A 25,367-nucleotide genomic window follows, 5' to 3' on the forward strand; every position below is an offset into this window, starting at 1 on the left:
TTAAAAGTTAAGTTTAGCGCCTATAGCAAATGTTCTTGGAACCGGGTAAGCCTCATCATCGTTACCACCATCAATGCTTTGTCGCTGGCTCACGTCGGGGTTATTTCCGGGATATTTAGTAAAAAGGAATGCATTAGTAACACTTATAAAAACCTTCGCGCTGCTGATACTTTTGATCTTTGGCAAAGCGTAGCCAAGGCTAATGTTTTTGATCCACAAATAACTGGCATCATATACATAACGATCACTGCTTTCCCTCGACCATTTAAAGTAATTGGTGCCTCCCTGCGAATGCACATCATTAGGATTTGAACCCGGATTTTGAGGAGACCTCCATCGGTCTTTAGCTTTATCGAGTACATTGAACACCCCATCCATATTCATTGTAGACGCTTCAATGTTCCGGTAAATTTGGAAACCCTGTGCTCCTATAAGTAATATATTGAAGTCGAACTTTTTGTAGTCCATAGCAAGCGTATGTGCCCATGTAAATTTTGGACTCGGATTACCAATTTCAACCATGTCTTTTGTATCATACGTTACTTCGCCATTACCATCAGCATCCCAAAATCTCATTCCTCCCGGGATCACGCCATCCTGCTTAGGAGCTTTATTAATCTCGTCCTGCGTATTGAAAATTCCAAGTTTTTTATACCCGTATATCATACCTATTGGGCGTCCGACTTTCTGGATATTGTAACCACCATAAAAACTGTTACCTGTGATTAACATATCATTTGGCCCCTTAATAGCCAGTATCTTGCTACGATTGAACGCTATATTAAAACTGTTACGAATGTTTAAAAGGTGAACCTTTGCACGATAGTCGACAGCAAACTCAAAACCTTTGTTCTCTACTTTGCCGATATTATCGAGGGTTGTTGTAAAGCCGGACACTGCAGGTATACTAACAGGCAATAACATGTCGTTTGTTATCTTTTTATAGTACTCGGCGGTAACAACGACCTTATTGCTGAAAAGAGATAGATCCATTCCGATATCCACCTGCCGCGACTTTTCCCACTTCAAAGCTGAATTTGCAAAAGAAGTGACGACTTTACCTGCTGCGATTGCATTGCCCAATATATAATTATCAGTACCAAGGAATGCTAAACTTGAGTAGTTACCAATATTATTATTACCCGTTTCACCAACACTGGCTCTTAGTTTTAAATCGGTTAACCAGGAAAGCTTAGGCATGAACTTTTCCTTTGTTACCCGCCAACCTATAGATGCCGCTGGAAAGGTTCCATATTTGTTTTTAACGCCGAATCTCGAACTCCCTTCTCTTCGAATTGAGGCCGAAAGCAAGTATTTATCCTCGAAGGCGTAGTTCACCCGGCCTATATAAGCTAACAAGCTCCAGCCTGCCTCAAAAGAGCTGGAAGACCTTAAAATCGCAGCTCCCAAGTACGGTACAAGATCGTCAGGGAATGTGTTACCACTTCCCGAAACGCCCCTTAATGTTTCTTCCTGCGCAGTAAAACCAGCGAGGAAATCGAGTGAATGATTTTCACCAATATTTGGGGCGTATGTCAGTAATTGATCGAGCGAATAGTTTAATAGCTGGTCGGTATTCTCATTTGCAATAGCAAGCTTTGGAGGAGCACCAGACTGGCCTGACCCTAACAGGTTGCCTATAGTAGAAGGCTGGAAAAATCTGAAGTTGTTGTAATTCAATCTTACATTGGCTGAAGACCTAAACCTTAAATTTTTTAGTAAAGCAACTTCCACAAAGCCGTTTGATAATATATCTGCTATGTTTCGCTTATTAATAACATTGTTAAGCAGGAAAACGGGGTTGGGATAACCAAAAACACCGTCAGAACCACCTATGTATGGTCTCAATTTTCCTGCGCTGTCATACATGGGCTCCCGGGGATCCATTATAAGAGTTGATCCAACAATAGCATTCCTGCCATCGGTATTTGTCAGGTTTTGCCTCGAATAAGTTGCGGCCGTATTCCATCCAACAGTTATGAATTTATTTACTTGTCCTCCAATATTAGCTCGTATAGAGAAGCGATCATAGTTTGTTTTGATTATCGCCCCTTCCTCTTTGTAGTAACCTATTGAAAGCATCGATTTGATTGGTCCGCTTCCTGATGTCATCGAAATATTATAGTCTGTGTATGGGGCATTATTATGGAGTATCTCATTGAACCAATTTGTCGAATACTTGGTTTGTTCAGGGTAACGGAAACCAATGGGCACTTCATCTATCGATGGCTCCCTGTTTTGGAAATAGCGGACATTATCCATCCACACCTCTTTCTTAAACTGGGCGAATTCAGGGCCGTTTAAAACAGTTACTCTACGGGATTTCGGAATATTCTGGACACCATAGTCAACCGAAACATTTAAACGTGTTTGCCCTTCTTTAGCACTTCTTGTAGTTATGAGTACAACCCCATTTGAACCCCTGGCACCATAGATGGCCGTAGCAGCAGCATCTTTCAATATCGAAATGCTTTCGATGTCATTGGGGTTTATATTTACTCCAGAGCTTGTTCCCATGGCAAATCCGTCAATTACATAAAGGGGTTCGCTGCCAGCACCTAACGATGAAATACCCCTTACCCTCACCTCGAATTCAGCGCCGGGACGACCATCTTTTTGTTTCACTACCACTCCCGGTGCCTGGCCTTGCAGCAACTGTGTTACACCTCTTGACGGAGCTTCACCAATGTCTGACATGTTTACTGTTGAAATTGCAGCAGTGATGTCGCGTTTCCTTTTGCTGCCGTAGCCAACTACTACCACTTCATCAAGGCCTCCGGCAGACGTGTTTAACTGCACGTCCAACTTTGTATTACTGTTTAATACAACTTCCTTAAGCGTGTATCCAACGTGTGTAAAAACAAGGGTTGATCCCTTGGCTGCGCTTAAGGTAAAAGTTCCATCGGCATTTGTAGTAGTAGCAATTTGTTTGTCCTTTATACTTACTGTTACTCCCGATAAAGGTGTGGCATTGGTGCCTGTAGTCACCTTGCCAGTAATGTCTAAATTTTGAGCGAATGCGAAATTGTTTACAAGAATAAACGCAAGGAAAAACAATAGCCTTTTAGTCCTGTAAAAGGATTGTAGATGTTTTACTTTCATAATGGCTGATTAATGGTTTGCAATTTTGTTTTGTTGTTGCAGAGGAAGCATTAGATGTGTCTATTTAAAGATAGTTGTTGTTTTTTAACAATGCAACCACCAATGATTTGAAACTATTGGTCAATGTTTAAGACTAAAAAAACTTTTTGATGCATGTTAGAATGCTATGGGCCAAACAATTTCCTCTTTGGAAACGATGTGTACCCGTATTGGTCGTTTTTCTTTGTCGCTTAGTTTTAGTTACTCAAAATGCACTACTTTTCCTTTTTTGGGAAAAATTCTAGAAAAGGGACAATAAATAGCAGCACAAATCGTTTTGACTCTATTACCGATACATTTGCCCGCTTCGAAACGGGATCTGTAAAGAAAAGAGGGGCTTCCGTTACATCCAATAAATTAGTCACTGTGACTTAGATGGCGAAGCCGTGAAAACGATTTTATTAAAACGATGATGAGTTATAGAGTATGGTCCTGTGTCTTAGTCCTAATCGTTTCTTTTCAGTTTTTGCAATCGTGTCACCCGGAAAGAAGGTTAAAAACATTGGTATATTTTAATGAGCAGGGCGACACAACGCTTTCTAAAGTTGTTCAAAGCGTAGAGCCTAGTATACAGCCTGGGGATAGGTTAAGTATTGTCGTCAGTGCTTTAAATCCAATCTCTGCCGCTCCTTACAATTTAACATCAACAACACTGGCAGGAACAACCGCTGGTTTAGCAGCTGGATATTTAGTAGAAGCCGATGGAACAATTCAATTTCCGCAACTGGGCAAATTGCAGGTTGCAGGAATGAAGAGAAAGCAGCTTGTCGATTTCCTATCTAAGATGCTTACTAAGTATGTAAACGATCCTATCGTCATTATTGAACTTCTCAATTTTAAAATTACTGTGTTGGGTGAGGTTAATCACCAGGGAACGTTTAATATTCCTGAAGGGAAGGTAACAGTTATAGATGCTATCGGGTTAGCTGGCGATCTTCCTTTTACTGCTCGTCGGGATAACATTACTATTATTAGGGAGAAAAATGGCAATAGGGAATTTGGTAAAATAAACGTTCTTTCTAAAAATGCATTTAGTTCTCCTTACTACGTACTACAACAAAACGATGTTGTGTATGTCGAACCTACAAAAGATAAAGTGGCTGCCAGCGATCAGTCTTTCATTAGAAACTTTTCTATAGCCACCTCTGTTCTTTCTGTGTTTACAACAGTAGTTGTACTGGTGATAAATACAATAAAAAAATAGCTGTCGATTAATGTCTGATACTAGTGCCTTATCGTTGTTAAAACAGGATGATAAAAAATTTAAGCTCAGCCCCAAAGAACTTATTTTTAAATACCTGATTTACCTACCCTTATTTATTATTTCTATAGGCATTTCCTTAGCAATTGCTCAATTTTATTTAAGGTACCAAATCCCATATTATAGCTCTGGTATCTCGCTGTTAGTTAAAGATGACAAAGGTTCACGAGGCAGCAGCAATGCAGACGCGCTAGAAGAAATTGTGTTGTTTAAGCCCAAGACCAATTTGATAAATGAAATTGAAATTTTAAAGTCCGCAACTTTAATGGAGCGTGTGGTGCGTAATCTTAATTTGAACGAGCAATATTCGATAGAGGGAAATTTTAAACGTACAGAAAGTTATAACAACAGGGTATTTAATTATGAGAACATCTTCCAGAAAGATACCTCTGCTGGTTTTAGCATTGTGCTTCATTTTAAAGACAAGGACCATTTTGAAGTTCAGGGATTAAATAACCAGTGGTTTTCGCCAGGACAGGTGGTGCACGGGAGCCAGGGGGACTTCAAAATAAACCTGCTAAACGAGAATGCAATTAATCCCGAATACAAATACGTCATGCAGTGGCAGCCTCCTTTTCAAACGGCAGGGGGAATTGCAGGAGGAATAAGCATAAGGCAATTAAACCCTCAAGCCAATATTTTAAGAATAGACCTGACAACAGAAATCCCTCAAAAAGGAATTGATATACTGAATGGCTTAGTTAGAGCTTATAACAATTCTACTATAGAAAATAAGAACAAGGTTATTGATAATACGGTAAGATTTATAGACAATAGGCTAGTTCTATTAACTTCCGAACTCGGTAAAGTTGAACAAGGTTTGCAGGAATTCAGGCAGAAAAATGAAATTGTCAATATCCAGAGTCAGGGCCAGATCCAATATGAAGACCTGAAGAAAACTGAGGAGGAGCTAAATCAGCAAGAGCTGCAGATAAGGTTGATAGACATGATTTATGACTATATTAAAACTCCAACAAAAAGATATAGTCTCGTTCCGTCTTCACTAGGAGTTCAAGATCCAACGTTACAAGGTTTAATCACTAGTTATAACAGATTTCAGGCAGAAAGAGAAGAGAAGCTAAAAACTATGCCTGCTGCAAATCCGGCTGTTCAAGGGCTGGAAAGCCAAATAGAAAATGCCAGGGTAGATATACTTGAAAATTTATCCAACATTAAAAAGCCCGTCGAGTCAATACGAAGACGTCTGTTTAGCGAGTATAACAGAATAAGATCTCAAATTCAGGCTGTACCGTCCAAAGAGAGGGAACTTTTGGAAATTGCTCGCCAGCAGGGAATAAAGGAAAAATTGTACCTTTTTCTATTACAGAAAAGAGAAGAGTCGGCTATCACAATGGCATCAAGTACTTCGAATGCTTCCTCTATAGATCCCGCGTCTTCCTCGTGGGCTCCTATCAGTCCTGACCGCAGTGGTACCATGCGTACTGCATTCATTATCGGTCTCCTTGTACCACTTGGCTTTATTTATTTAAAAGACATATTAAATGATAAGATTACTAATAGGACTGATATTCTAAAAGCTACTGCCATGCCAATTATCGGTGAAATCGCACATCATAAAATGGCAGATAGGGAAGTGGTAATTGGCTCGAAAGATCGTAGTATTATTTCAGAGCAATTTAGAATGGCTCGTACAAATTTGCAATATTTCATCATTGATAAAAAGAGCCCTGTAATTCTTGTTACCTCTTCAATGGCAGGAGAAGGTAAAACATTTACCTCAATGAATTTAGGCGCGGTATGGGCAGTGGCCAACAAAAAAACGGTAATACTTGAACTGGATCTACGTAAGCCAAAAATATCCCGAGCTTTAGGTCTGCTGGATAGAAAAGGGATTAGTAATTATGTAATAGGTGACGTACTAAAGCATGAATTGCCCGTTAAATTGGAAACTACTCCTAACTTATATATCGTTCCCGCAGGGCCCGTTCCTCCCAATCCTTCTGAACTTTTATTGGATGAAAAAATTGAAGAGCTATTCATATATCTAAGAGAGAATTTTGATATCATCATTATTGACTCTGCGCCTGTAGGCTTAGTTAGCGACGCAAAAGTTCTAAGTAAGTACGCAGACTCAACGGTTTTTGTTGTTCGTCAGAGATACACTCCGCGGAAGCGATTGGAAAACATTAACGACGTTTACGTTGGCAAGGCTTTTCCAAACTTGAATCTTTTAGTTAATGATGTAAAAATAGGCGGAGTGAATTCGTACTACGGTTACGGTTATGGTTACGGCTATGGCTACGGTTCGAGCTATAATTACAATCTTTCATACAATTACGGATACTCTACCGAAATGGGTAAAAAAGGTATCGTTGAGAAATTGAGAAGTCTTTTCTTCAAATAGAATTCTTAATTGTTGTCTTATTACTAATGAACCACGAGCAAAAAACAATTTATAGATTTTAGACTTTGTGTAGAATAGCCGGCATATTTGATCCATCCACTCTTACTCTTGCTAATGACATTACTGTCATGAAAGATAGTATGAAACATGGTGGACCTGACGGTGAAGGAATATATCTGGATGATAAGCTGCCTCTGGCTTTAGGACACAGAAGATTATCGTTGCTTGATCTTACCTCGGCCGGTCATCAACCTATGGCTGATGCAAACGGCAATCTTCAAATTGTTTTTAACGGAGAGATATATAATTTTCTAGAGTTAAAAAAAGAACTGACAGTTCTGGGTCATATTTTTAAGACAGCCTGTGATACGGAGGTTATCTTGAAATCGTATCTGCAGTGGGGAAAGAATTGCTTTCAAAGATTTAATGGAATGTTCGCCATGGCGATATTTGATAAGCTTACTTCACAACTGTTGCTCGCCCGAGATCATGCCGGAATAAAACCTCTCTACTATAGCATGGAAGGAGGGAAACTTTTTTTTGCATCAGAAGTGAGAGCTTTTACTGCTCTAAAACCTACGTGGAACGAAAACGAAAAGTGGAAAATATACTTCCTTACTTTTGGTCATTTGCCAGAACCTTTTACCACTCTTAAAGGAGTGATCCTGTTAGAGAAAGGAACAGTTGCCACTATAGAATTACCAACATTGTTCATACGCCAGGAGGTGTTCTGCAAGTTTTCATTCCAAAACATCATCAATACAATACCTGAAGCAGTTACTGCAATAAGGGAAACGCTGTCAAAAGCAGTAGAACGTCATTTAATATCAGATGCACCTATCGGCCTCTTTCTAAGTGGAGGAATAGACTCAAGTTTGCTCACGCTGCTATCACATAAAACCCTACAACAGAACCTTCATACAATTTCTATCATTTTTGAAGACGAAAAGTTCTCCGAGGCTAAGTATCAGAAATTAGTAATTGATAAGACAGGTGCAAAACATAGCTCCTGCCTGGTTACCGAAGAGGAGTTTGCGGCTACGTTGCCAGACATTTTGAAGGCAATGGATCAACCAAGCATTGATGGCATCAATTCTTATTTTATTTGTAAGTATGCCCATAGGTTTGGTCTTAAAGCAGTATTAAGTGGCATTGGTGCTGATGAATTATTTGGAGGGTATGAGTCGTTTTATAGAACTGAGCGTGTGCGGTTATTCAAAATGCTTCCTGCTTTTGTAATTGGTTTGACAGAGAATTTTTTCGAACAAAGAAAAAAGAAACTGTCTTTTTTAAAGCGCAAAAGTTTCCTTGGAGATTATCTTTTCAATCGTGGCTTGTACACCCCTGAAGAAACTGCATTAATACTAGGCATTTCGGTAAAATCAGTTAATGAGGCATTGGACGCAATAAAGTTCTCCGGCTTTAGAAACAACAAAATTGACAATAGAGAATTAGTAAGCTGGGGAGAACAAAACATCTACATGCAAGGTCAGTTATTGAAGGACATTGACTATATGAGCATGTGGCATGGTCTCGAGGTACGGGTGCCTTTTCTCGACAAAGAACTTGTTGAAATTGTGCATTCTATTTCCCCCTATATTAAATACGATACAAACGTAAAAAAGCATCTCCTAATAAAATCTTTTGTAGACATTCTGCCCTCAGACATTTACAATCGAAAAAAACAGGGATTTATCTTTCCTTTCAAAAAATGGATTATTCCTGTCCAAACTACTGCCCAACGTGCTCCTGAATTTATAAAGAAGTATCAGAAGTTAAAATCGGGCAAGTTGCAATGGGTGCATTACTGGGCATATTTGTTGGCTTGTCAGAAACAAACAATTAAGTACTATGATAAGGAGCTAAAAAAGATACTCTTTCTCAACTTAGGTGCATTTCGTTTTACAGGTGGAATTGAAAAATTTAACCGAGCTTTTCTTAAAGCTCTCTCAGATCTCGAAGTGGATGGAAAGTTAGTTGCCAACTGCCAGTCTGCTTACGACTATTCAGTTGACCCTCTTTACTTTGACGCAAAAAATTATAAAGGATTTAAAGGAAATAGGGTGTCATTTGTTTATTCTGCCCTGAAGGAAGCAAGAAAATACGATACTATTATTTTAGCGCACATTAATTTATCGCTAATAGGATGGGGAATTAAAAAATTGTCTCCTAAGAAAAATGTCATCTTGATTACTCATGGTATTGAAGTATGGGATCAACTTACAGGAGTAAAAAGCTATCTTATGCACAAGGCGGATAGCGTTCTAGCAGTAAGCAATTTTACTAAAGAAGCAATTGTAAAAAAACATAAGATAAGCCCGGAAAAAGTTTCAATTTTCTCGAATACAATTGACCCATACTTTTCGTACCCTCACGAGTTTAAGAAGCCAGAGTACTTGATGAAACGGTATGGGCTAAAGGAAACTGACTCAGTAATATTTACTCTAACAAGACTTTCAGCATCAGAAAAATATAAGGGTTATGACAAGGTAATAGACGTGCTTCCTTATTTAAAAAACTGTGTTCCCAATGCTAAATATATTATTGCTGGTAAAGCTGACGGAAAGGAAAGCAAAAGGTTAGTCGCTTTACAACAAGCAAATGATCTGCTCGATACAGTAATGCTTACCGGATTTATAAAAGAGGAAGAAGTAGTTGACCATTTTTTACTTGCTGATGTGTTTGTTATGCCTAGTAGAAAAGAAGGTTTTGGAATAGTTTTTATTGAGGCTATGGCATGTGGACTTCCTGTAATAGCAGGCAATAAAGATGGCAGTGGGGACGCTCTACAGCAGGGAAAACTGGGTAGGTTGATTAACCCTGACAGTGAAGCTGAAATGTTTCAGGCAATTGTAAATACGCTGCAAAAGGAAGAGAATACGATAAACGTTCGGGCCAAAAAAGTTCTTCAACAAAAAGTGAAAAAGGCTTTTGGTTACGATACGTATAAAAGAAATCTAGAAGAAATATTAGTTTGATAAAAGTGACAGAAAACTTAGCAGTAAACTTGCCGGACGAAGGAAACTGGGATATTGTAATAGAGCCGCAGGCAAACCTTTTAGACATTAAACTAAAAGATGTCTGGCAATACCGCGATCTTCTTTTTTTGTTTGTTAAAAGAGATATAACAGCACAGTATAAACAAACAATTCTTGGCCCGTTATGGCACTTCATACAGCCAGTTTTTACTACTATAGTCTTTGTGATGGTTTTTGGCAAAATTGCCAACATCCCTACTGATGGTATTGAACCTGTTTTGTTTTATATGAGTGGTATTACCATCTGGAATTATTTTTCGTCATGCCTCAACTCAACCTCTGGGACATTTGTTGCAAATGCAGGCATTTTTGGTAAAGTGTATTTTCCTCGTCTTGTGATCCCCCTAAGTACTATGATGAGTAATATGGTCAAGTTCGGCATTCAGTTTTTTTTACTTATTGTAGCTATTGGTTATTTCGGTCTAACAAACGGTAGTTTTTATTTCGGCTTTAGTTGGCTGCTTGTGCCACTTCTGGTTATTATGATGGCAGCGATGGGGCTTGGGGCAGGAATCATTATCTCGTCACTCACCACCAAGTATCGAGACTTTACTGTACTTATTGGCTTTGCAGTCCAATTGCTTATGTATGCGACACCTGTGGCGTATCCGTTGTCTTATCTAAAAAACGAAAGTGTTATAAATGTTGTCAGATATAATCCTTTGACCCCTATTATTGAAGCTTTTCGCTTTTCTTTATTTAACAAAGGTGATTTTAACGGCTTTCAGTTGCTGTATAGTAGCATCTTTATAATAGTAGTATTATTTATCGGGCTGATTATTTTTAGTAAGGTGGAAAGAACATTTATGGATACAGTTTAGATTGTAAGTAAAGTCACGCTTTAGTATATCGAGCTCTAAACCTGATATTCCTCCGCATCTAAGAGTGTCTGCTTACTCCTTTACAGTCCCAACTTCACTCTTTTGTCAACAGTTATAAAAGTAGAAAATCTAAGTAAGCAATACCGACTTGGGCAAGTAGGCACTGGTTCATTGGCTCACGACTTGAATAGATTTTGGCATCGGATGAGAGGGAAGGAAGATCCGTATTTAAAAATCGGAGAAATAAATGACCGTTCGGTAAAAGGAAGCAGCGAATATGTATGGGCGTTAAAAGATATAAATTTCGAAGTTAAGCATGGTGAAGTGCTTGGAATTATTGGTCGGAACGGAGCAGGAAAAAGTACCTTATTAAAAATATTAAGTCGCACTACAACTCCTACAACTGGGAGTGTTAAATTAAAAGGTCGTGTTGCATCTTTACTGGAGGTAGGAACAGGCTTTCATCCTGAGCTCAGCGGCAGGGAAAATATTTTTTTAAATGGTGCTATTCTGGGAATGACTAAGCACGAGATCAAAAGCAAGTTCGATGAAATAGTTGACTTTTCTGGAGTAGATCGTTACATAGACACACCGGTAAAGCGTTACAGTAGTGGCATGTATGTGCGATTAGCCTTTGCGGTAGCTGCGTTCCTCGAGCCGGATATATTAATAATTGATGAAGTGTTGGCAGTGGGTGACGCTGAGTTTCAGAAGAAGGCGTTGGGCAAAATGAAGGATGTAAGCAACAAGGAAGGAAGAACAGTTTTGTTTGTAAGTCATAATATGACAGCAGTAGAAGCACTGTGTGAAAATGTTGTGATTATAGAAAAAGGCACCGTGAAATATACCGGACACACAATAGAAGGGATAAAGGACTACCTACGTATTGAAAGTGATAAAGGGACTTTTAAAGTAGCTACCCAGGAATTTGAGTGGCTTAATTTTTATTCCAAACCTCAATTTGATGCAAACGAAGATCTTGAATTTCAAATTGAGTTTAACAGCCGCGCCACTTATAATGAGCTTTTTGTTGATTGTGCAATTGTAAATGAGAAAGGGGATATAGTCATTCACATTAAATCTGATACCATCACTAGCCCCCATGCCGCAAGAGAAGGAAAGGTTCTAACAAATTTTTTAGTTGAATCTCCAAAACTGGTGCCTGGAAATTATTCTATCACTATTTACGCCTACAACAAAAGCGAGGTCTTGTTTTGGGGTGAGAACATTGTCGGATTTAAGATTAATTCAAAAAGCTTTTTTGGAAACAGGATGTTTATCGAAAACAACAGGGGAGTATTGCTTCCACGGATAGATGTAACTTTTCAGCAATCATAATGAGAATAAAGAATGACTATTTGAAATATTTACGTTACACCAAAAGCACGTTTTGGTCAAACTATTTATTAGAAAAAGGTGTGCCGGTCAGTGATTTTTATTATTTAAAGAAAGGTAACACTGTGCACATCAGGTCAATCGATCATTCATTTTCGCCAGGCGATTATCCCGTTTTTTTTGATGGGTATAATAAATATTGTTGGAAGTTCATCGAAAATGGTTTTCGCTTCGTATTTACCGAGAATGATTTGTTTATAGAAATCGGAGATTTGAAGATAAAGATTGATACCGTTCAGGAACTATATATAATCAATGAGGTTTTTCTTGAAAACACCTATAAAATTGAAAGCAGTTCCGACTATGTTGTATTCGATATTGGTATGAATGTCGGAATTACTTCACTATATCTTAGCAGTCTTAAAAACATAAAAGATATTTATGGATTTGAGCCTTTCAAACCAACTTTTGACTGTGCTACTGCAAATGTCGGCTACAATACTCGACATATGTCTAAGATCCATCTTAACAATTTTGGGCTCAGTAATGTTAACAGTTTTATTAACCTCGGTTACGATCCGAAGAATAAAGGCAATCTGGGAGTTAAAACTGTTGGTGTGGTTGAAAACGACGGGAAGAATGTTGAGCAGATTGAGTTAAGGAAAGCAAGCGAATGTTTACGACCGCTGGTTGATAAGCATTCTACAGACCGGTTTATTATTAAGTTGGATTGTGAAGGCAGCGAATATGACATTATCGAAAACCTTGATCAGGAGTTGATGCTTGAAAAGTTTGATGTATTTATGATCGAGTGGCATAAAATGGAGGGTTATAAGACAAGGTTAGACACTTTGATTAGTTTATTAAAAAAGAGCGGATTTGTGGTATTTGCAACAGGTAGCTTCGATCATGAAATCGGGATGATTTACGCTCTAAACAACCATTCTTTGCAACGTGAGCAATAAGAAGGTCTTTGTCTTCTACTATGAATGGGTATCGACGGAAGGTAATCACGCGGGGATGGCACATTTGGTAAAAGCATTTAAAAATAGACATCGTCAACAGGTAGTTCTCATAAAAGAAGCGCGGTATCAAAAAGAAAAAGATTCGATTATCAAGTTATGGGCAAAATACATTTGGCTTTGTTCAAACGTGCTAAAGTTACTTCTACAAGTTAAACAAAAGGACCAAATATTTTTTACTGAATATGGAGGAATTGGTTGGCAGACAAAAATTGCATCGATACTAAACCTAATCAAGCCAAGAGTTGGGTTGATTGGACTGGTTCATCTTCCTTTATCAATACTAACCGATTATTACCAAACGGAAGATAAATTGAAGAAAGTATTAAACTTGGTAAATAGTTTAATAGTGTTTGGTAGCTCTCTGGAAAAAGATTTACTCAGCTTGAACATTAAGCCAAAAGTTGTTCGAAGTTTCCACTACGTGGATCCGTATTACCTCAACGAAGACAAGGCGCAGTTGGAACGCGATGGGAAGCTCCGGGTGCTATTCATGGGCAATTTGATGAGGAACTATAAACTACTGATTTCACTGATCGGTTCGCTTGATCCCCAGACCTTTACCTTCGATGTCTGTTTGGGCAACCACAATTTGAAAGAGATATTTCAGCAATTTAAAAATGTAAATGTCTACGGGTACCTGCGGGAAAATGAGCTTTTGCAAATAATGAAAGATGCCGATATAAGTTTAAATATTTTAGAGGACACTATCGGTAGTAATGTGATAACAACTTCTTTAGCCTGCGCTTTACCATTAGTTACTAGTGATGTAGGCTCGATAAGAGATTATGCCGACGAAAGTTGTGCCTTGTTTTGTAAAAATGACACGGAATCATTTATAGCTGCTGCGAAGCATTTGCAAGAAGATTCCTTTGTCGTAAGGACGATGAGCAGACAGGCATTAGTGAAAGCAAAATCTTTTCTACTCGACGAGTCGTTAAATTTCTTCGATAATTTTTTCCATCTTAACTAGAACATATATTAAAAAATTTTCTTTAGTAGTAGGCTTCCGTAATCGTGAAGTAACAAGGATAAAAAGAGCATTAGATTCTTTAGCCCTTCAAACCTATAAACGTTTTGAATTGATTTTTATAGATTATGGAAGCGATAAAGAACTTGCCGCGGGGGTAAAAAAAGTAGTTGAGGATTATGAATTTGCTAGGTACTATTATAGTTGCAGCGAGGGATTGTTTTGGAGTCGCGCTCACGCATTAAACACTGGCATAAAAAAGGCCAGCGGTGATACTTTATTGATGTACGATATCGATCTTATTGTCGAAGCCGACTTCCTTAAAAAAATTTCTGGATTAAATTACGATAGACAATTTTACACTTTTAGCTGTTTTTATTTACCTGCGCATTTTAATCTGGAAAATAAAGACTTGACAAAAGATGGCGTACACTACGAACAGAATTATGTCGGTTTGTGTGCGGTCAAAAAGGAATTTGTATTTGATTTAGGCGGTTTCGATGAATACTTCGCAGTATGGGGTGGCGAAGACGATGATTTATATGAACGACTTAAATGGGTCGGTGTTGAAAGAGAACAAATGACGGCTTCAGATTTCAAAGTATTTCACCAATGGCATCCGAGCCAAGCACCTACTACGCCATCAACATGGTATCTCACTATGGTTGATTATTTATATTCGAAAAAAAGAAATGGGTCTAGATTAAATGAATGGGGAAAATTATACAAAGCTGAAGGTAGGGTCTGTTTAACACTTTTTAATAACCGACAATATTACTCCAAACATCGGCTGCAATTGTTAGAGAAAGAACGGTTCCTCTTTTTTAATTTGCTGATAAAAGATGTGCACGAATTGGAAGCAGGAGAAACTGCCTATTTGGAACATGAATTTCGAGCGATTAGCAAAAAGTCGAAATTCCGGTTCATTTCTAATTCAAAAAATAGTGCCACTGCTTTGAATTTAATTTCTATAGAAAAGATTAAAGATTTTTTTGAAAATTTTATTGGAGTGAACCGTAAACTTTTCAATGATTATTTTTTCTGCATCTCTGATACTAAGCTTTTGTTCATCTGTCAGAAAAAATAAGCTACGGAGAAAGAATGCTGTTATTATTTCTAAGATGTATTCAGGCATATTTCTTACTGCTGATTACAAAGAAAGAACGGCGTTCGTGTCTGGTAATACCCCAATTTCAAATTTATGGGGGCACCAAAACTTACTTTAATTCCCTAATTAAGTTTCTTACTGAAGAGAATTATCGGATAACAGTAATGCTGTCTGCTAACCAGTTAGATGACGAAATCAAAAAATTACAGTCTACTCATTCTTTTGTGATTGAAATTGTAGAATTTGATGTATGGCGGACAAGATTTCAACGTCCCCTTTTAAATAGGATTAATAAGGATTATTTGACTTATCAAATGCGGGAATTAATTTTTTTTTGGAAAGCATTAAAGACAAAGCGTGCTTCTATGCTGGTCTGCTCAATTAGCAATCCTGAAGAATTGCTATTTCTTTTTCTTTCACCAATTAGAGTTTTGTATGTGCTCCATACCGCCACGATGGATCGGATGGACAAATTCAAAAGAATCCTTCTCAACATTTGTTTAAGTAGACATAGACAAATTGTAACTGTATCAAATTTCGCTAAACGTTATGTTTTAAAAAACTGGACTGCGGGAAAGAATGGAAAATATATCCAGGTTGTACATAATTATTACCAACCGAACTTAGACTGCACTGAATTGACAACGAATGGAACCCCGGTAATTCTAACAATTGGCGGAACTGCGTCATATAAAAATCCTTTTTTTTGGACGGAGGTGTGTAAGGAAGTGGCGAGAAAATATAAAAAGCCCATTCATTTTATTTGGGCCGGAGACGGACCTTTGTTAGAAGAATGTAGAGCGAACGTGGAGGATTGCCCACAGATAAAATTTATTGGATTTGAGCGAAACGTGGAAAATTTATACAAAAATTGTTCAATATATTTTCAGCCAAGTCTTTACGAAAGTCATGGCATTGCAGTTTTGGGCGCAATGTATCATCAAAAACCATGTGTAGTTTCAAACAGAGGTGGGATGCAAGAGTCTATAACAAACAATGATACCGGTTACGTAGTTGACATAGATAATATCGATAGTGCTGTAGAAGCTTTGATATCCCTATTAAAGGATGCTAGTCTAAGTGAAGAAATGGGAAAAAAAGCCAAAAATAGGTTTGATAGACTGTTTACCATAGAACAGTGGAAAAACAAAATGGGTGTAATATTGAATTAATGATGGTTAAAAGGGCCTATTACCTATATCAAAACATCATTAGCCAATTGACTGGTGGTTCTTATGATGTCCCTTATAAACAGAAAATATTCGGTGCAGCAGAAGGTAATGATATTATTTCTCAATTGTTGACAGCAGATGAACCTTTTATGGTGTCAAGGTTTGGTTCAACTGAACTTGCAATAATTTACCATTATGAAAGATTCAAGTATAAAAAGCGGATTTTTTGGAAAGCAGATATAATAAAAGATCTCCAGGAAGGGGGCGGAGTATTTCCTCCTACAGAAGCCATATTAAAAGAATTTAGTAAGTTATACCTGGACTGCGCGGGAGACGTCGACTTGCTAGGTGTTTGGTTTAAGCCGGGTGAAAATGTTATTACCAACGGATTTTGCAAAAAGGCCAGATTAACAAAGTTGGAGGGATTAGAACCCTACTATTTTGATAATCCGTGGAGTCGTTTACTGGAAGACAAACGCGTCTTGGTTATTCATCCTTTTGAAGAATCGATAAAGTATCAGTATAACAACAAGAGGGCATTGTTATTTCCCGATAGAAATATTCTGCCACCATTTGTTTTATCCACCATAAAAGCAACACAGTCTTTTGCTTATAATCAAACTCCATTTGAAGACTGGTTTCAAGCATTAGAGTTCATGTATAAACAGATCAATGAAGTTGATTTTGATGTGGCCATTATTGGTGCCGGAGCTTATGGATTGCCTTTGGCCTCATACATCAAAAGAAAAGGAAAAAAGGCAATTCATTTGGGTGGTGCTACTCAGGTTTTATTTGGCATTAAGGGACGCAGATGGGATGAAAGATCTGAAATTTCTGCTTTATATAATGACAATTGGAAACGTCCCTACCCATCAGAGTACCCCCAAAGTGCTGAAATTGTCGAAGAAGGATGTTACTGGTAAAAATAATTTTCCTTTTCTTTCCTAATCGGCCAAAAGTTTTATGAATGGCTTTAGCATTATCATATGCTGCTATAATTCATCAAATAGAATTATAGAAACGCTTAAATATTTAACTAAGCTGGAAACGGGGGATATTTTATTTGAGGTATTGGTGATTGACAACGGAAGTACTGATGATACTAGGAACTTGGCTGCTGCTTATTTACGAAATACTAATCTTGATTATTCTATAATTACTGAACCATCAACAGGCAAGACAAACGCCCTTTTAAAAGGGTTTAATGCTTCACGCTACGACAAGATGCTTGTATGTGATGATGACGTATTACTTTGTTCTGATTACCTGCTCCTAGCAGACGAAATATTAAATGCCGATTGTAGTATTGGTCTTTTAGGTGGTAGGGGCTTACTGAAACAAGAAATACAAACACCGGAATGGTTTAAAGCCTGTGCAAATGCATTTGCAGTCGGTGATCAATCGCCGGCTTCAGGCGACATCACACTACAAAAGGGATATGTATGGGGAGCAGGCTCAGTGATTAATAAAACTGCATGGACTGACGTAAAAAAAAAAGGGTTTAGAAAGTTTTTTACAGGATTGACGGCAAATAGTAAATCAATGGCCGGTGAAGATTCAGAATTGAGCATATGGATTGTAGCTGCAGGATATAAATTGTTTTATGATGCTCGACTGATATACATCCACAATCTTAGCAACCAGCGTATTAGTTGGAAGCACATGATAGAAATGCAAATTGGCTTTGCCCGCTCGCATGTGTATTTGATTCTACTCAAAGAATTGTTAGACAACAGAAGAAATAACCTAGTTTTCGATTATGAAAGATACATATTCGCAAATTTTAAAAAGATGATTCGTTTATTGCTATCGGACTTCTTTACGATCAGGTACTTTAAATCGCTCTGGATTGCTTTAATTGAAAAAAGAGAAGGTTATATCACTACATTGGTATTGTGTCATAGATTTTACGCTGTTAAAGAGTACGTAAAGGGCAGGAGAAACCTAAGAACGATGTACGAATCAATCAACAATAATGTTATTTAGAAAAATAGTACATAAGATAGGTTCTTTACGGGGAGTATCTTTTTATTACAGAATGCGATTATGTTTCTATTATTTCACGAAGCAATTTCATTTGCCGTTTTCCCAAATGGATGAGAGTTTAAATATTTTCCTTTCAACTTATTTAATAAAGAATGATGCCTTCCTGGTTTCAGATAACTGGAGTACATACACAATCAGATACAGATTTCAAAATTCTCTGCCTTACCAATTGACATTGAGAAAGTATCCCTCCAGCGATTTCTCTGTCCGGGAACAAATATTCGGTGATCAAGAATATTTGCCTCTAACTGAATTGATAAAGAAAAGTTGTTTTCCAATTAACGAAATGAAAATAATTGATGCAGGTGGAAACATAGGCGGTACTTCTATTTTTTTTCACAATATTTTTCCTGGCGCTAAATTTATCATTGTTGAGCCTGACAATGGTAATTTTGACGTTTTGCAAAAAAATATCAAACAGAATAATTTTGGTAGCTATAAGTTAATTAAGGGTGGTCTTTGGTCGAAATGCTGTTATTTGAAAATAGATCGTGATTTTAGGGATAAAAATGACTGGTCGGTACAAGTAGTTGAGTCAGAAAAGCCAACAGATTTGTTGGGTTACGATATTGCAGGTTTAATGAAGCTTGGCAATTTTGATACTATAGACATTTTAAAAATAGATATTGAAGGGGCAGAAAAGAAGGTTTTCGACGATTTTAACTCTGTTTCCGCTTTTTTATCTAAGACACGATTTATCGCAATAGAGATTCATGATGAATATAATTGCAGAGAGCAGATAAATGATTGCCTGCTGCAAAATAATTTTATTTTTTTTACCGCAGGTGAGCTTACTATTGGGGCTAACAAATCCCTTGTTTTTAATGTCCAATCTTTTTTACCCGCTAACGCCAGCAACGAATTTGTCTGAATGAAGATTGCTTACGTTACTACTTACAATGCTTTAGACATACATAAATGGTCAGGGCTTGGTTATTACATTGCCAAAAGTATTGAGGACCAGAGTAACGAGATTGAGTACATCGGCAACTTGAATGCTAAACCTAATCTTTCATTGCGCCTTAAGTCTAAACTCTATGAAAAATTAGGGAAAAACTTTGCACTTGAAAGGGAGCCGTACATTGCGAAGCAATACGCCCGGCAAGCTGAACGGCTTGTGAAAAAAAGTAACATTTTTTTTTCGCCCGGCACAATTCCTACTGCTTTTTTACAAAGTAATAAGCCAAAGGTATTGTACACAGATGCCACGTTTGCAGGTTTGATTGATTTTTATCCTGAATTTTCTAATTTTTCTAGGGAAACTATAAAGCACGGAAATGAAATAGAGCAGGCGGCTCTGTCATCTTCAGCTATGGTTATTTTTTCGTCAAATTGGGCGGCAACCACAGCCATTGAAAGTTATAATGTGAATCCTGATAAGTTAAAAGTTGTTCCTTTTGGTGCTAACGTTGAACACAATTATGCATATGAGGATATAAAGGCAATTGTTAGGCAACGATCAACGGACGAGTGCAATATTTTGTTTTCTGGCGTTGATTGGAAAAGAAAGGGAGGGCAGTTTGCTATAGAAGTTGCAAAAAAACTAAACCAGTTAGGACTTTCTACAAAGCTTCATTTATTGGGCTTAACCAGTATACCTGATTATTCAATTCTCCCTGATTTTGTAATTAACCATGGCTTTGTAAGTAAATCCACCGAAGAGGGTAAAAAGCAAATTAACAGAATAATCACCAACAGTCATTTTTTAATTTTACCTACAAATTCGGATGCTTCTCCTTTGGCCTTAAGTGAAGCAAATTCTTTTGGGACACCTTGCGTTTGCAGTAATGTGGGAGGTATTACTACTATTATAAAAGATTACATCAATGGTAAAACTTTCCCACTTTCAGCAACTGTTGATGACTATGCGACCTATATCTATGAAGCCTTCAAAGACAATTTGCGCTACCAAGAACTTGCACTTGGGTCGTTCAACGAATACAAAGTGAGATTAAACTGGAATGTGGCTGGAGCGGAAATAAATAAGTTATTGAAAGCGCTGAACTAAAAATTAAAGAAGGAGTTTTGAGAGCTTTTTTGGTCCTGTAGCATAATATTAACCCGATTTCCTTATCAATTCTAATAATTAATATTAAAGGCATCAGCCTGCACTATGGCGATTCCCAAAATTTCTATCGTTACACCGTCCTTTAATCAAGGTCTATATATCGAAAAAACGATTTTATCTATCATTACCCAGGGCTACCCTAATCTTGAATACATAATTATTGACGGTGGAAGTACTGATAATACGATTGACATTATTAGGAAGTACGAACAGCACATCTCGTACTGGGTAAGTGAACCTGATAAAGGGCAAAGCGATGCCCTGAACAAAGGGTTGTCAAAATGCACCGGAGATATTTTCAACTGGATAAATAGTGACGACTACCTTGCTGATAACGCTCTTTTCAAAATAGCAGATTATTTTACCAAAAATGCATCAATTGATGTCGTGTGTGGATGGTGTAGTTTATTTGACGAAGAAACTTTAAAGGAGAACTTTAAACACCAGACAGAAATTTTCCCATCACTTGAAGAAACTTTGGTAGAGCAACGAATTAACCAGCCCGCGAGTTTTTACAGGCTCGGTGTTGTGAAGCAGGTTGGAGGCGTAAATCAGGCGCTTCATTACGTAATGGACCTTGACCTATGGTTTCGGTATTTGGCTGCTTACGGGCAGAAGGCTGTTTTGTTGGTAGATGATTTTTTTGCTTATTTCAGACTACACACTGCCTCTAAAACTGTTCAGTTACAGCTTAAATTCAGAGAAGAGGAAAGGTTGTTGTGGTATCATTTATTGCAGCAATTACAGGTTCAAAACACACTTACTTCTTTTTTCAGAACCTCAACAAATTATAACAACCTAATTAATTGGAATTGCCGGGCGATCAACAGGCAAAAGTTAATAAACTTTCTTTGTAAAAAGTACCTGATCGAGTTTTATAAAACAAAAAACGTCAGTGCTGCCCGCTTTGCATTTTTTAATCAATTAAAAGCTGGCAATCTTAGGTTACAGAGGAACTATGTAGGGATGTTTTATCATCTTTTTTTAAGGTTGTCATGAGAATGGTTTGAAGGAAATTCGCCAGGAGTTATTAAAATTGGAAGTTACAAGTAGGGTTGCCTTAGAGAATAAGGCGACGCAAAAAAACGCCAGCGAAACGTTTTAGGAATTGAAATAACTGTTTTCAACTGGTCAAACGAGTAAAATTTTTGGAACAAATGTGTGAGGTGAGTATAATTGTACCGTGTTATAACCAAGGAAGATATCTGCCAGAGACAATTGGTTCTGTACGTTCGCAAACTTTTTCTGATTGGGAGATCATTATCATCGACGACGGTTCCAGCGATATTGAAACCAAAGAGTTGCTTGGTAATTTAAATGAACCGAAGGTCAAAATAATACATACGGAAAATAGAGGTGTTGCGGCGGCAAGGAACACCGGAATAGAGTCAGCAAAAGGAAAGTACATTTTGCCTCTCGACGCTGACGATTTAATCGGAAAGGATTATTTAAAGGAAGCTGTTGCATGCCTTGCTGCGGACATAGAGTTAAAAGTTGTCTATTCCAATGCCAAATATTTTGGTGATGAAAAAGGATTGATCAGTTTGGAGGATTACGACCCCAAAAAAATGTTGCGGCAAAATTTGATTTTTTGCACCGCACTATTTAGGAAATCGCATTGGTTGAAATGTGGAGGTTATGACGAAGAGTTTTTGACGGGTTGGGAAGACTGGGAGTTTTGGTTGCGTTTAATTAACAGCGAAAGGCAGGTGCATAAATTGCCGGGTATTCATTTCTATTACAGGATAAAAAAGGGGTCAAGAAATGCTAACTTGCAAAATGAAAGACTTAAACATGCAGAGCAGCAGTTATATAGCAAGCATATAAAACTGTATAGGAAGTCCTATCCTAATCCTATATCTCTGATCAGAAATTACGAGAATCTTCTTTATGAACAACAACAGTTCGAGAATTATAAAAAAACCTTGCGCAGCTCATTGAGCTACCGTATTGGCAATTTTGTTTTATTGCCACTAAAATATCTAAATCGACTCAAAAAATCATCGGTATAGTTTGCCTGCAGTTTCAATCATTATTCCAAGTTGCAATCACGCTCGTTATTTGGAGCAAAGAATAGAGTCTGTTCTCTCTCAAACTTTCACCGATTTTGAACTAATTATCCTTGATGATGCAAGTAGCGACAATAGTGTGGAAATTATAAAGAGATTTACCAGGATTGATAAACGAATGTCTTTTCATCCTTCAAACAGCAACAGTGGTTCTCCGTTCGTTCAATGGAACAAAGGCGTAAGGCTTGCAAAAGCAGACCTAATATGGATTGCTGAATCAGATGATGTCGCGGCACTTGATTTTTTAAAAGTGATGGTTGAGCAACACAATGTTAATCCCGCAATAGCCCTTGCTTTTTGTCAAAGTAATCGAATGAGTGATAAAGGCATTATATCGGGTACCTGGAAGACTTTTACGGATGATTTAAAAAGCGATAGGTTCGGCGGTGACTTTATTATGAAAGGAATAGATTTTATTCGCTATTTTCTTATTCATAAAAACGTGGTACCAAACGCCAGTGCTGTAGTGTTTAAAAAAAGTGTTTATAATGAAGTGGGAGGTGCAAATGAAAAACTAACCACAAACAGTGATTGGCTTACGTGGTTGAAAATGTTGTTAAAATCTGATCTTGCTTTTACCTCCAAACCCTTAAATAATTTCCGTTATCACTCGAAAAGTGTAATAGGAAGATTAGCAAATAGTGAAAACAAAAATTACAAAGAGCAATATGACTTAACCATGCGAAATGAGTTTGAAAAATATTGTAAAGCGGCATCCGTCACTCTTCCTGAAAGTATTGCTGATGAGAACAAGAAATACCGGTCTTTTGATTATGGAAACAAGGGAATTTATCAATGGACAAAAGGCGAAGCTTTAGATGGCTTTATAAATCTTGTTAGAGCTTCGCTGTCTCCAAAACCTACTTTTGGGTATTTTAGAAGGCTAATGAAAGGGGAGAAACAGTTTTGATTTCAATTATTATTTGTTCGATTAACCACGAGTTTTTGAAACAATTAAAACTGAATATCGAAAAAACAGTTGGATTAGCATTTGAGATAATTGCGATCGATAATAATATTGAGAAAAAGTCTATATCTGCCGTATATAACCAGGGTGCTAAAGCTGCAAATTTTGATTACTTGTGCTTCCTTCATGAGGATGTGACTATTCATAGCAAGTACTGGGGACAACGTTTAATGGAGCTATTAACAGACGAAACAGTCGGGTTGATTGGAGTATCAGGAACTGTCTATAAATCCAAGTATGCCGCTACATGGTCTGCGTGTGACCAAAGCCTGTATAGGACACACTCTATACAACATTTCACTGATCGTTTAACCCCGAAGGTTACATGTATAAATCCTGGTCAAGCTTCAACTGCAGAAGTTGTCGTAGTAGACGGTGTTTTCATGGCAACACGTAAAGACGTGTTCACGCAGTTTAAATTTGATGATAACAATTTTAAACGCTTTCATGGCTATGACCTCGATTATTCGCTACAAGTAGGTACGAAATATAAAGTGGTAGTTACTTTTGAAATTTTATTAGAACATTTATCGCCAGGGCAATTGAACAGGCAGTGGCTTGATGCATCTTTAATCCTTCACAAAAAATGGAAGAAATCTTTACCAGCGAGTATTGGGAACATAAGTAAGAAAGCAGTATCAGTCTCCGATTCCCTGGCATGTAGTCTTGTTCTTATGATGATGATCAAATACAATTGCTCAAAGCTGGGCGTCGCAAACAATTACTTCAAATTGATCACAACCTTTTTTCGTTACAACCGTTTGAAGCACTCCAAAACCGTTATTAAGTATTTATTGTCGACGTAACTTCATGACTGGGAAAATTAAAGTATACCATTTTCATAATGGAAGCGGGGGAGGGGTTTTATCAGTTATCAGTAATTTGATACAGTTTCAGCAACACCCAGAAATTGAAAACCATGTTATCTATACTATAAACAAAGACACTATACAAAGTTTTAACGCACCAGAACTGCCTGGAGTTAAGAGTGAACAGGTCTTTTATTATTCACCAAAATGGAATTTTTATTATACCTGCAGTCAGTTAGCAAGACTACTACCTGATGAAAGAGGAATTATCGTAGCACACGATTGGTTAGAGCTTGGAATGGTAAGCAATCTTGGGTTAAACAATCCGGTCGCGTTTTTCTTACATGGAAATTATGAGTATTACTTTGATCTGGCAAAAAAGCATCTGGATGTAATTGACGAGTTTATTTGTATTAGCAGACCCATCTATAACAAGCTGACAAGTTTTTTAAAGAATAGGGATACAAGTATTTTCTTAAATCATTTTCCAGTACCTGAACTAGACCCTATAGATAAAAACAATTCTATTCTAAATATTTATTTCGGCGTCCGGAGTCTTACCGATGCTAACAAGCAGTTTTTGCTTCTGCCAAAAATAGACAGGTTACTGCGAGAGAGGGGTGAAATAGTACGATGGACAATTATAGGAGCGGGAGGAGCAGAAAATGAAGTTAAGGAGCCTTTAGAATCCTTACAAAACGTTACTTATTATCCGAAATTACCAAATAATGAAATTTTAAAATTGATCGCCAGCCAGGATGTATTTGTTCTCCCATCTCAAAATGAAGGGCTCCCGGTTGCACTTGTTGAAGCAATGAAGGCTGGGGTTGTCCCCCTTATTACCGATTGGCTTGGAGCAACAGAGGATTTGGTAATTAATGGCGTATCAGGATTTTATATTGCCTTAAATGATCATGGGAGATATGCAGCTATGATATCAATGTTGCATAACGATAGAAAATTGCTAAGAAAAGTTTCTTCTACTGCAAGCGAGATAGCCAGGTTGCGCTTCGACCCTTACAAAAATACTTTTGATATTGAAGAACATTTTATAACTGTCGCTAAGGAAAAAAAGGTAAAGTCTGCCAAAAAAGTTTACGGAAGCAGGTTGGACAACAAGTATATACCGAATAGTATAACAACGTATTTCCGGCACCAATCAAAAGGAAGTTGAA

At 37.6% G+C, this 25,367-nt stretch carries 19 protein-coding genes; 18 read left to right on the top strand and 1 reads right to left on the bottom strand.

Annotated elements, in window-relative coordinates:
* A complete protein-coding gene (locus SAE01_RS00480) occupies positions 1 to 3,102 on the bottom strand; it encodes a SusC/RagA family TonB-linked outer membrane protein (RefSeq protein ID WP_147201564.1) in 3,102 nt (1,033 codons plus the stop codon).
* Between the two features lie 448 nt (positions 3,103 to 3,550).
* Here SAE01_RS00480 and SAE01_RS00485 point away from each other — a divergent pair, with 448 nt between their 5' ends.
* The 18 genes from SAE01_RS00485 to SAE01_RS00570 all read left to right on the top strand — a co-directional run bounded on the left by SAE01_RS00485 (position 3,551) and on the right by SAE01_RS00570 (position 25,366).
* Positions 3,551 to 4,345 (top strand): polysaccharide biosynthesis/export family protein, encoded by a 795-nt coding sequence (locus SAE01_RS00485; RefSeq protein ID WP_147201565.1) that lies wholly within the window; start codon positions 3,551 to 3,553, stop codon positions 4,343 to 4,345.
* A gap of 10 nt (positions 4,346 to 4,355) precedes the next feature.
* Positions 4,356 to 6,767 (top strand): GumC family protein, encoded by a 2,412-nt coding sequence (locus tag SAE01_RS00490; protein WP_147201566.1) that lies wholly within the window; start codon positions 4,356 to 4,358, stop codon positions 6,765 to 6,767.
* A 65-nt stretch (positions 6,768 to 6,832) separates the two neighbouring features.
* Positions 6,833 to 9,745 carry an asparagine synthase (glutamine-hydrolyzing) gene (asnB, locus tag SAE01_RS00495; protein ID WP_147201567.1) on the top strand — a complete coding sequence of 971 codons (2,913 nt, stop codon included), beginning with the start codon at positions 6,833 to 6,835 and terminating at the stop codon, positions 9,743 to 9,745.
* A 5-nt stretch (positions 9,746 to 9,750) separates the two neighbouring features.
* The gene (locus tag SAE01_RS00500; protein WP_218029041.1) at positions 9,751 to 10,626 is read left to right on the top strand and encodes an ABC transporter permease; all 876 of its coding nucleotides are present in this window, start codon (positions 9,751 to 9,753) and stop codon (positions 10,624 to 10,626) included.
* A gap of 102 nt (positions 10,627 to 10,728) precedes the next feature.
* Positions 10,729 to 11,964, top strand: coding sequence for an ABC transporter ATP-binding protein (locus SAE01_RS00505; protein ID WP_147201568.1), 1,236 nt, complete (start codon positions 10,729 to 10,731; stop codon positions 11,962 to 11,964).
* The gene (locus SAE01_RS00510) at positions 11,964 to 12,926 is read left to right on the top strand and encodes an FkbM family methyltransferase (protein WP_147201569.1); all 963 of its coding nucleotides are present in this window, start codon (positions 11,964 to 11,966) and stop codon (positions 12,924 to 12,926) included. Before SAE01_RS00505 ends, SAE01_RS00510 begins: the two co-directional genes overlap by 1 nt.
* Positions 12,916 to 13,956, top strand: coding sequence for a glycosyltransferase (locus SAE01_RS00515; RefSeq protein WP_147201570.1), 1,041 nt, complete (start codon positions 12,916 to 12,918; stop codon positions 13,954 to 13,956). The genes SAE01_RS00510 and SAE01_RS00515 overlap by 11 nt, the downstream gene beginning before the upstream one ends.
* A gap of 7 nt (positions 13,957 to 13,963) precedes the next feature.
* Positions 13,964 to 15,040 (top strand): glycosyltransferase family 2 protein, encoded by a 1,077-nt coding sequence (locus SAE01_RS00520; protein ID WP_262713350.1) that lies wholly within the window; start codon positions 13,964 to 13,966, stop codon positions 15,038 to 15,040.
* Between the two features lie 14 nt (positions 15,041 to 15,054).
* The gene (locus tag SAE01_RS00525; RefSeq protein ID WP_147201572.1) at positions 15,055 to 16,233 is read left to right on the top strand and encodes a glycosyltransferase family 4 protein; all 1,179 of its coding nucleotides are present in this window, start codon (positions 15,055 to 15,057) and stop codon (positions 16,231 to 16,233) included.
* Positions 16,233 to 17,156 (top strand): hypothetical protein, encoded by a 924-nt coding sequence (locus tag SAE01_RS00530; protein WP_147201573.1) that lies wholly within the window; start codon positions 16,233 to 16,235, stop codon positions 17,154 to 17,156. Before SAE01_RS00525 ends, SAE01_RS00530 begins: the two co-directional genes overlap by 1 nt.
* 40 nt (positions 17,157 to 17,196) lie before the next feature.
* Entirely contained in the window at positions 17,197 to 18,219 is a 1,023-nt protein-coding gene (locus tag SAE01_RS00535) for a glycosyltransferase family 2 protein (protein ID WP_147201574.1), read from the top strand.
* Positions 18,220 to 18,325: 106 nt separating this feature from the next.
* The gene (locus SAE01_RS00540; RefSeq protein WP_170234041.1) at positions 18,326 to 19,150 is read left to right on the top strand and encodes an FkbM family methyltransferase; all 825 of its coding nucleotides are present in this window, start codon (positions 18,326 to 18,328) and stop codon (positions 19,148 to 19,150) included.
* Positions 19,151 to 20,287, top strand: coding sequence for a glycosyltransferase family 4 protein (locus SAE01_RS00545; protein WP_147201576.1), 1,137 nt, complete (start codon positions 19,151 to 19,153; stop codon positions 20,285 to 20,287).
* Positions 20,288 to 20,392: 105 nt separating this feature from the next.
* Positions 20,393 to 21,346: a glycosyltransferase family 2 protein gene (locus tag SAE01_RS00550; RefSeq protein WP_147201577.1), complete on the top strand. Its 954-nt coding sequence runs from the start codon at positions 20,393 to 20,395 to the stop codon at positions 21,344 to 21,346.
* Between the two features lie 167 nt (positions 21,347 to 21,513).
* Positions 21,514 to 22,359: a glycosyltransferase gene (locus tag SAE01_RS00555; protein ID WP_170234042.1), complete on the top strand. Its 846-nt coding sequence runs from the start codon at positions 21,514 to 21,516 to the stop codon at positions 22,357 to 22,359.
* 1 nt (position 22,360) lies between these two features.
* Positions 22,361 to 23,326, top strand: a complete 966-nt coding sequence (locus SAE01_RS00560) for a glycosyltransferase family 2 protein (protein WP_170234043.1) — start codon at positions 22,361 to 22,363, stop codon at positions 23,324 to 23,326.
* Positions 23,323 to 24,189, top strand: coding sequence for a glycosyltransferase (locus SAE01_RS00565; RefSeq protein WP_147201580.1), 867 nt, complete (start codon positions 23,323 to 23,325; stop codon positions 24,187 to 24,189). The genes SAE01_RS00560 and SAE01_RS00565 overlap by 4 nt, the downstream gene beginning before the upstream one ends.
* A 4-nt stretch (positions 24,190 to 24,193) precedes the next feature.
* Positions 24,194 to 25,366 carry a glycosyltransferase family 4 protein gene (locus tag SAE01_RS00570; RefSeq protein ID WP_147201581.1) on the top strand — a complete coding sequence of 391 codons (1,173 nt, stop codon included), beginning with the start codon at positions 24,194 to 24,196 and terminating at the stop codon, positions 25,364 to 25,366.
* The last annotated feature ends 1 nt before the right edge of the window (position 25,367 follow it).

This window comes from Segetibacter aerophilus, from assembly GCF_007991655.1.
In the GTDB taxonomy this organism is placed as follows: domain Bacteria; phylum Bacteroidota; class Bacteroidia; order Chitinophagales; family Chitinophagaceae; genus Segetibacter; species Segetibacter aerophilus.

Coding starts and splice junctions, on each gene's coding strand:
- SAE01_RS00535 (WP_147201574.1), top strand. CDS start 17,197: ATGAATGGCTTTAGCATTATCATATGCTGCTATAATTCATCAAATAGA.
- SAE01_RS00570 (WP_147201581.1), top strand. CDS start 24,194: ATGACTGGGAAAATTAAAGTATACCATTTTCATAATGGAAGCGGGGGA.
- SAE01_RS00550 (WP_147201577.1), top strand. CDS start 20,393: ATGGCGATTCCCAAAATTTCTATCGTTACACCGTCCTTTAATCAAGGT.
- SAE01_RS00485 (WP_147201565.1), top strand. CDS start 3,551: ATGATGAGTTATAGAGTATGGTCCTGTGTCTTAGTCCTAATCGTTTCT.
- SAE01_RS00480 (WP_147201564.1), bottom strand. CDS start 3,102: ATGAAAGTAAAACATCTACAATCCTTTTACAGGACTAAAAGGCTATTG.
- SAE01_RS00510 (WP_147201569.1), top strand. CDS start 11,964: ATGAGAATAAAGAATGACTATTTGAAATATTTACGTTACACCAAAAGC.
- SAE01_RS00490 (WP_147201566.1), top strand. CDS start 4,356: ATGTCTGATACTAGTGCCTTATCGTTGTTAAAACAGGATGATAAAAAA.
- SAE01_RS00545 (WP_147201576.1), top strand. CDS start 19,151: ATGAAGATTGCTTACGTTACTACTTACAATGCTTTAGACATACATAAA.
- SAE01_RS00525 (WP_147201572.1), top strand. CDS start 15,055: ATGCTGTTATTATTTCTAAGATGTATTCAGGCATATTTCTTACTGCTG.
- SAE01_RS00540 (WP_170234041.1), top strand. CDS start 18,326: ATGGATGAGAGTTTAAATATTTTCCTTTCAACTTATTTAATAAAGAAT.
- SAE01_RS00530 (WP_147201573.1), top strand. CDS start 16,233: ATGATGGTTAAAAGGGCCTATTACCTATATCAAAACATCATTAGCCAA.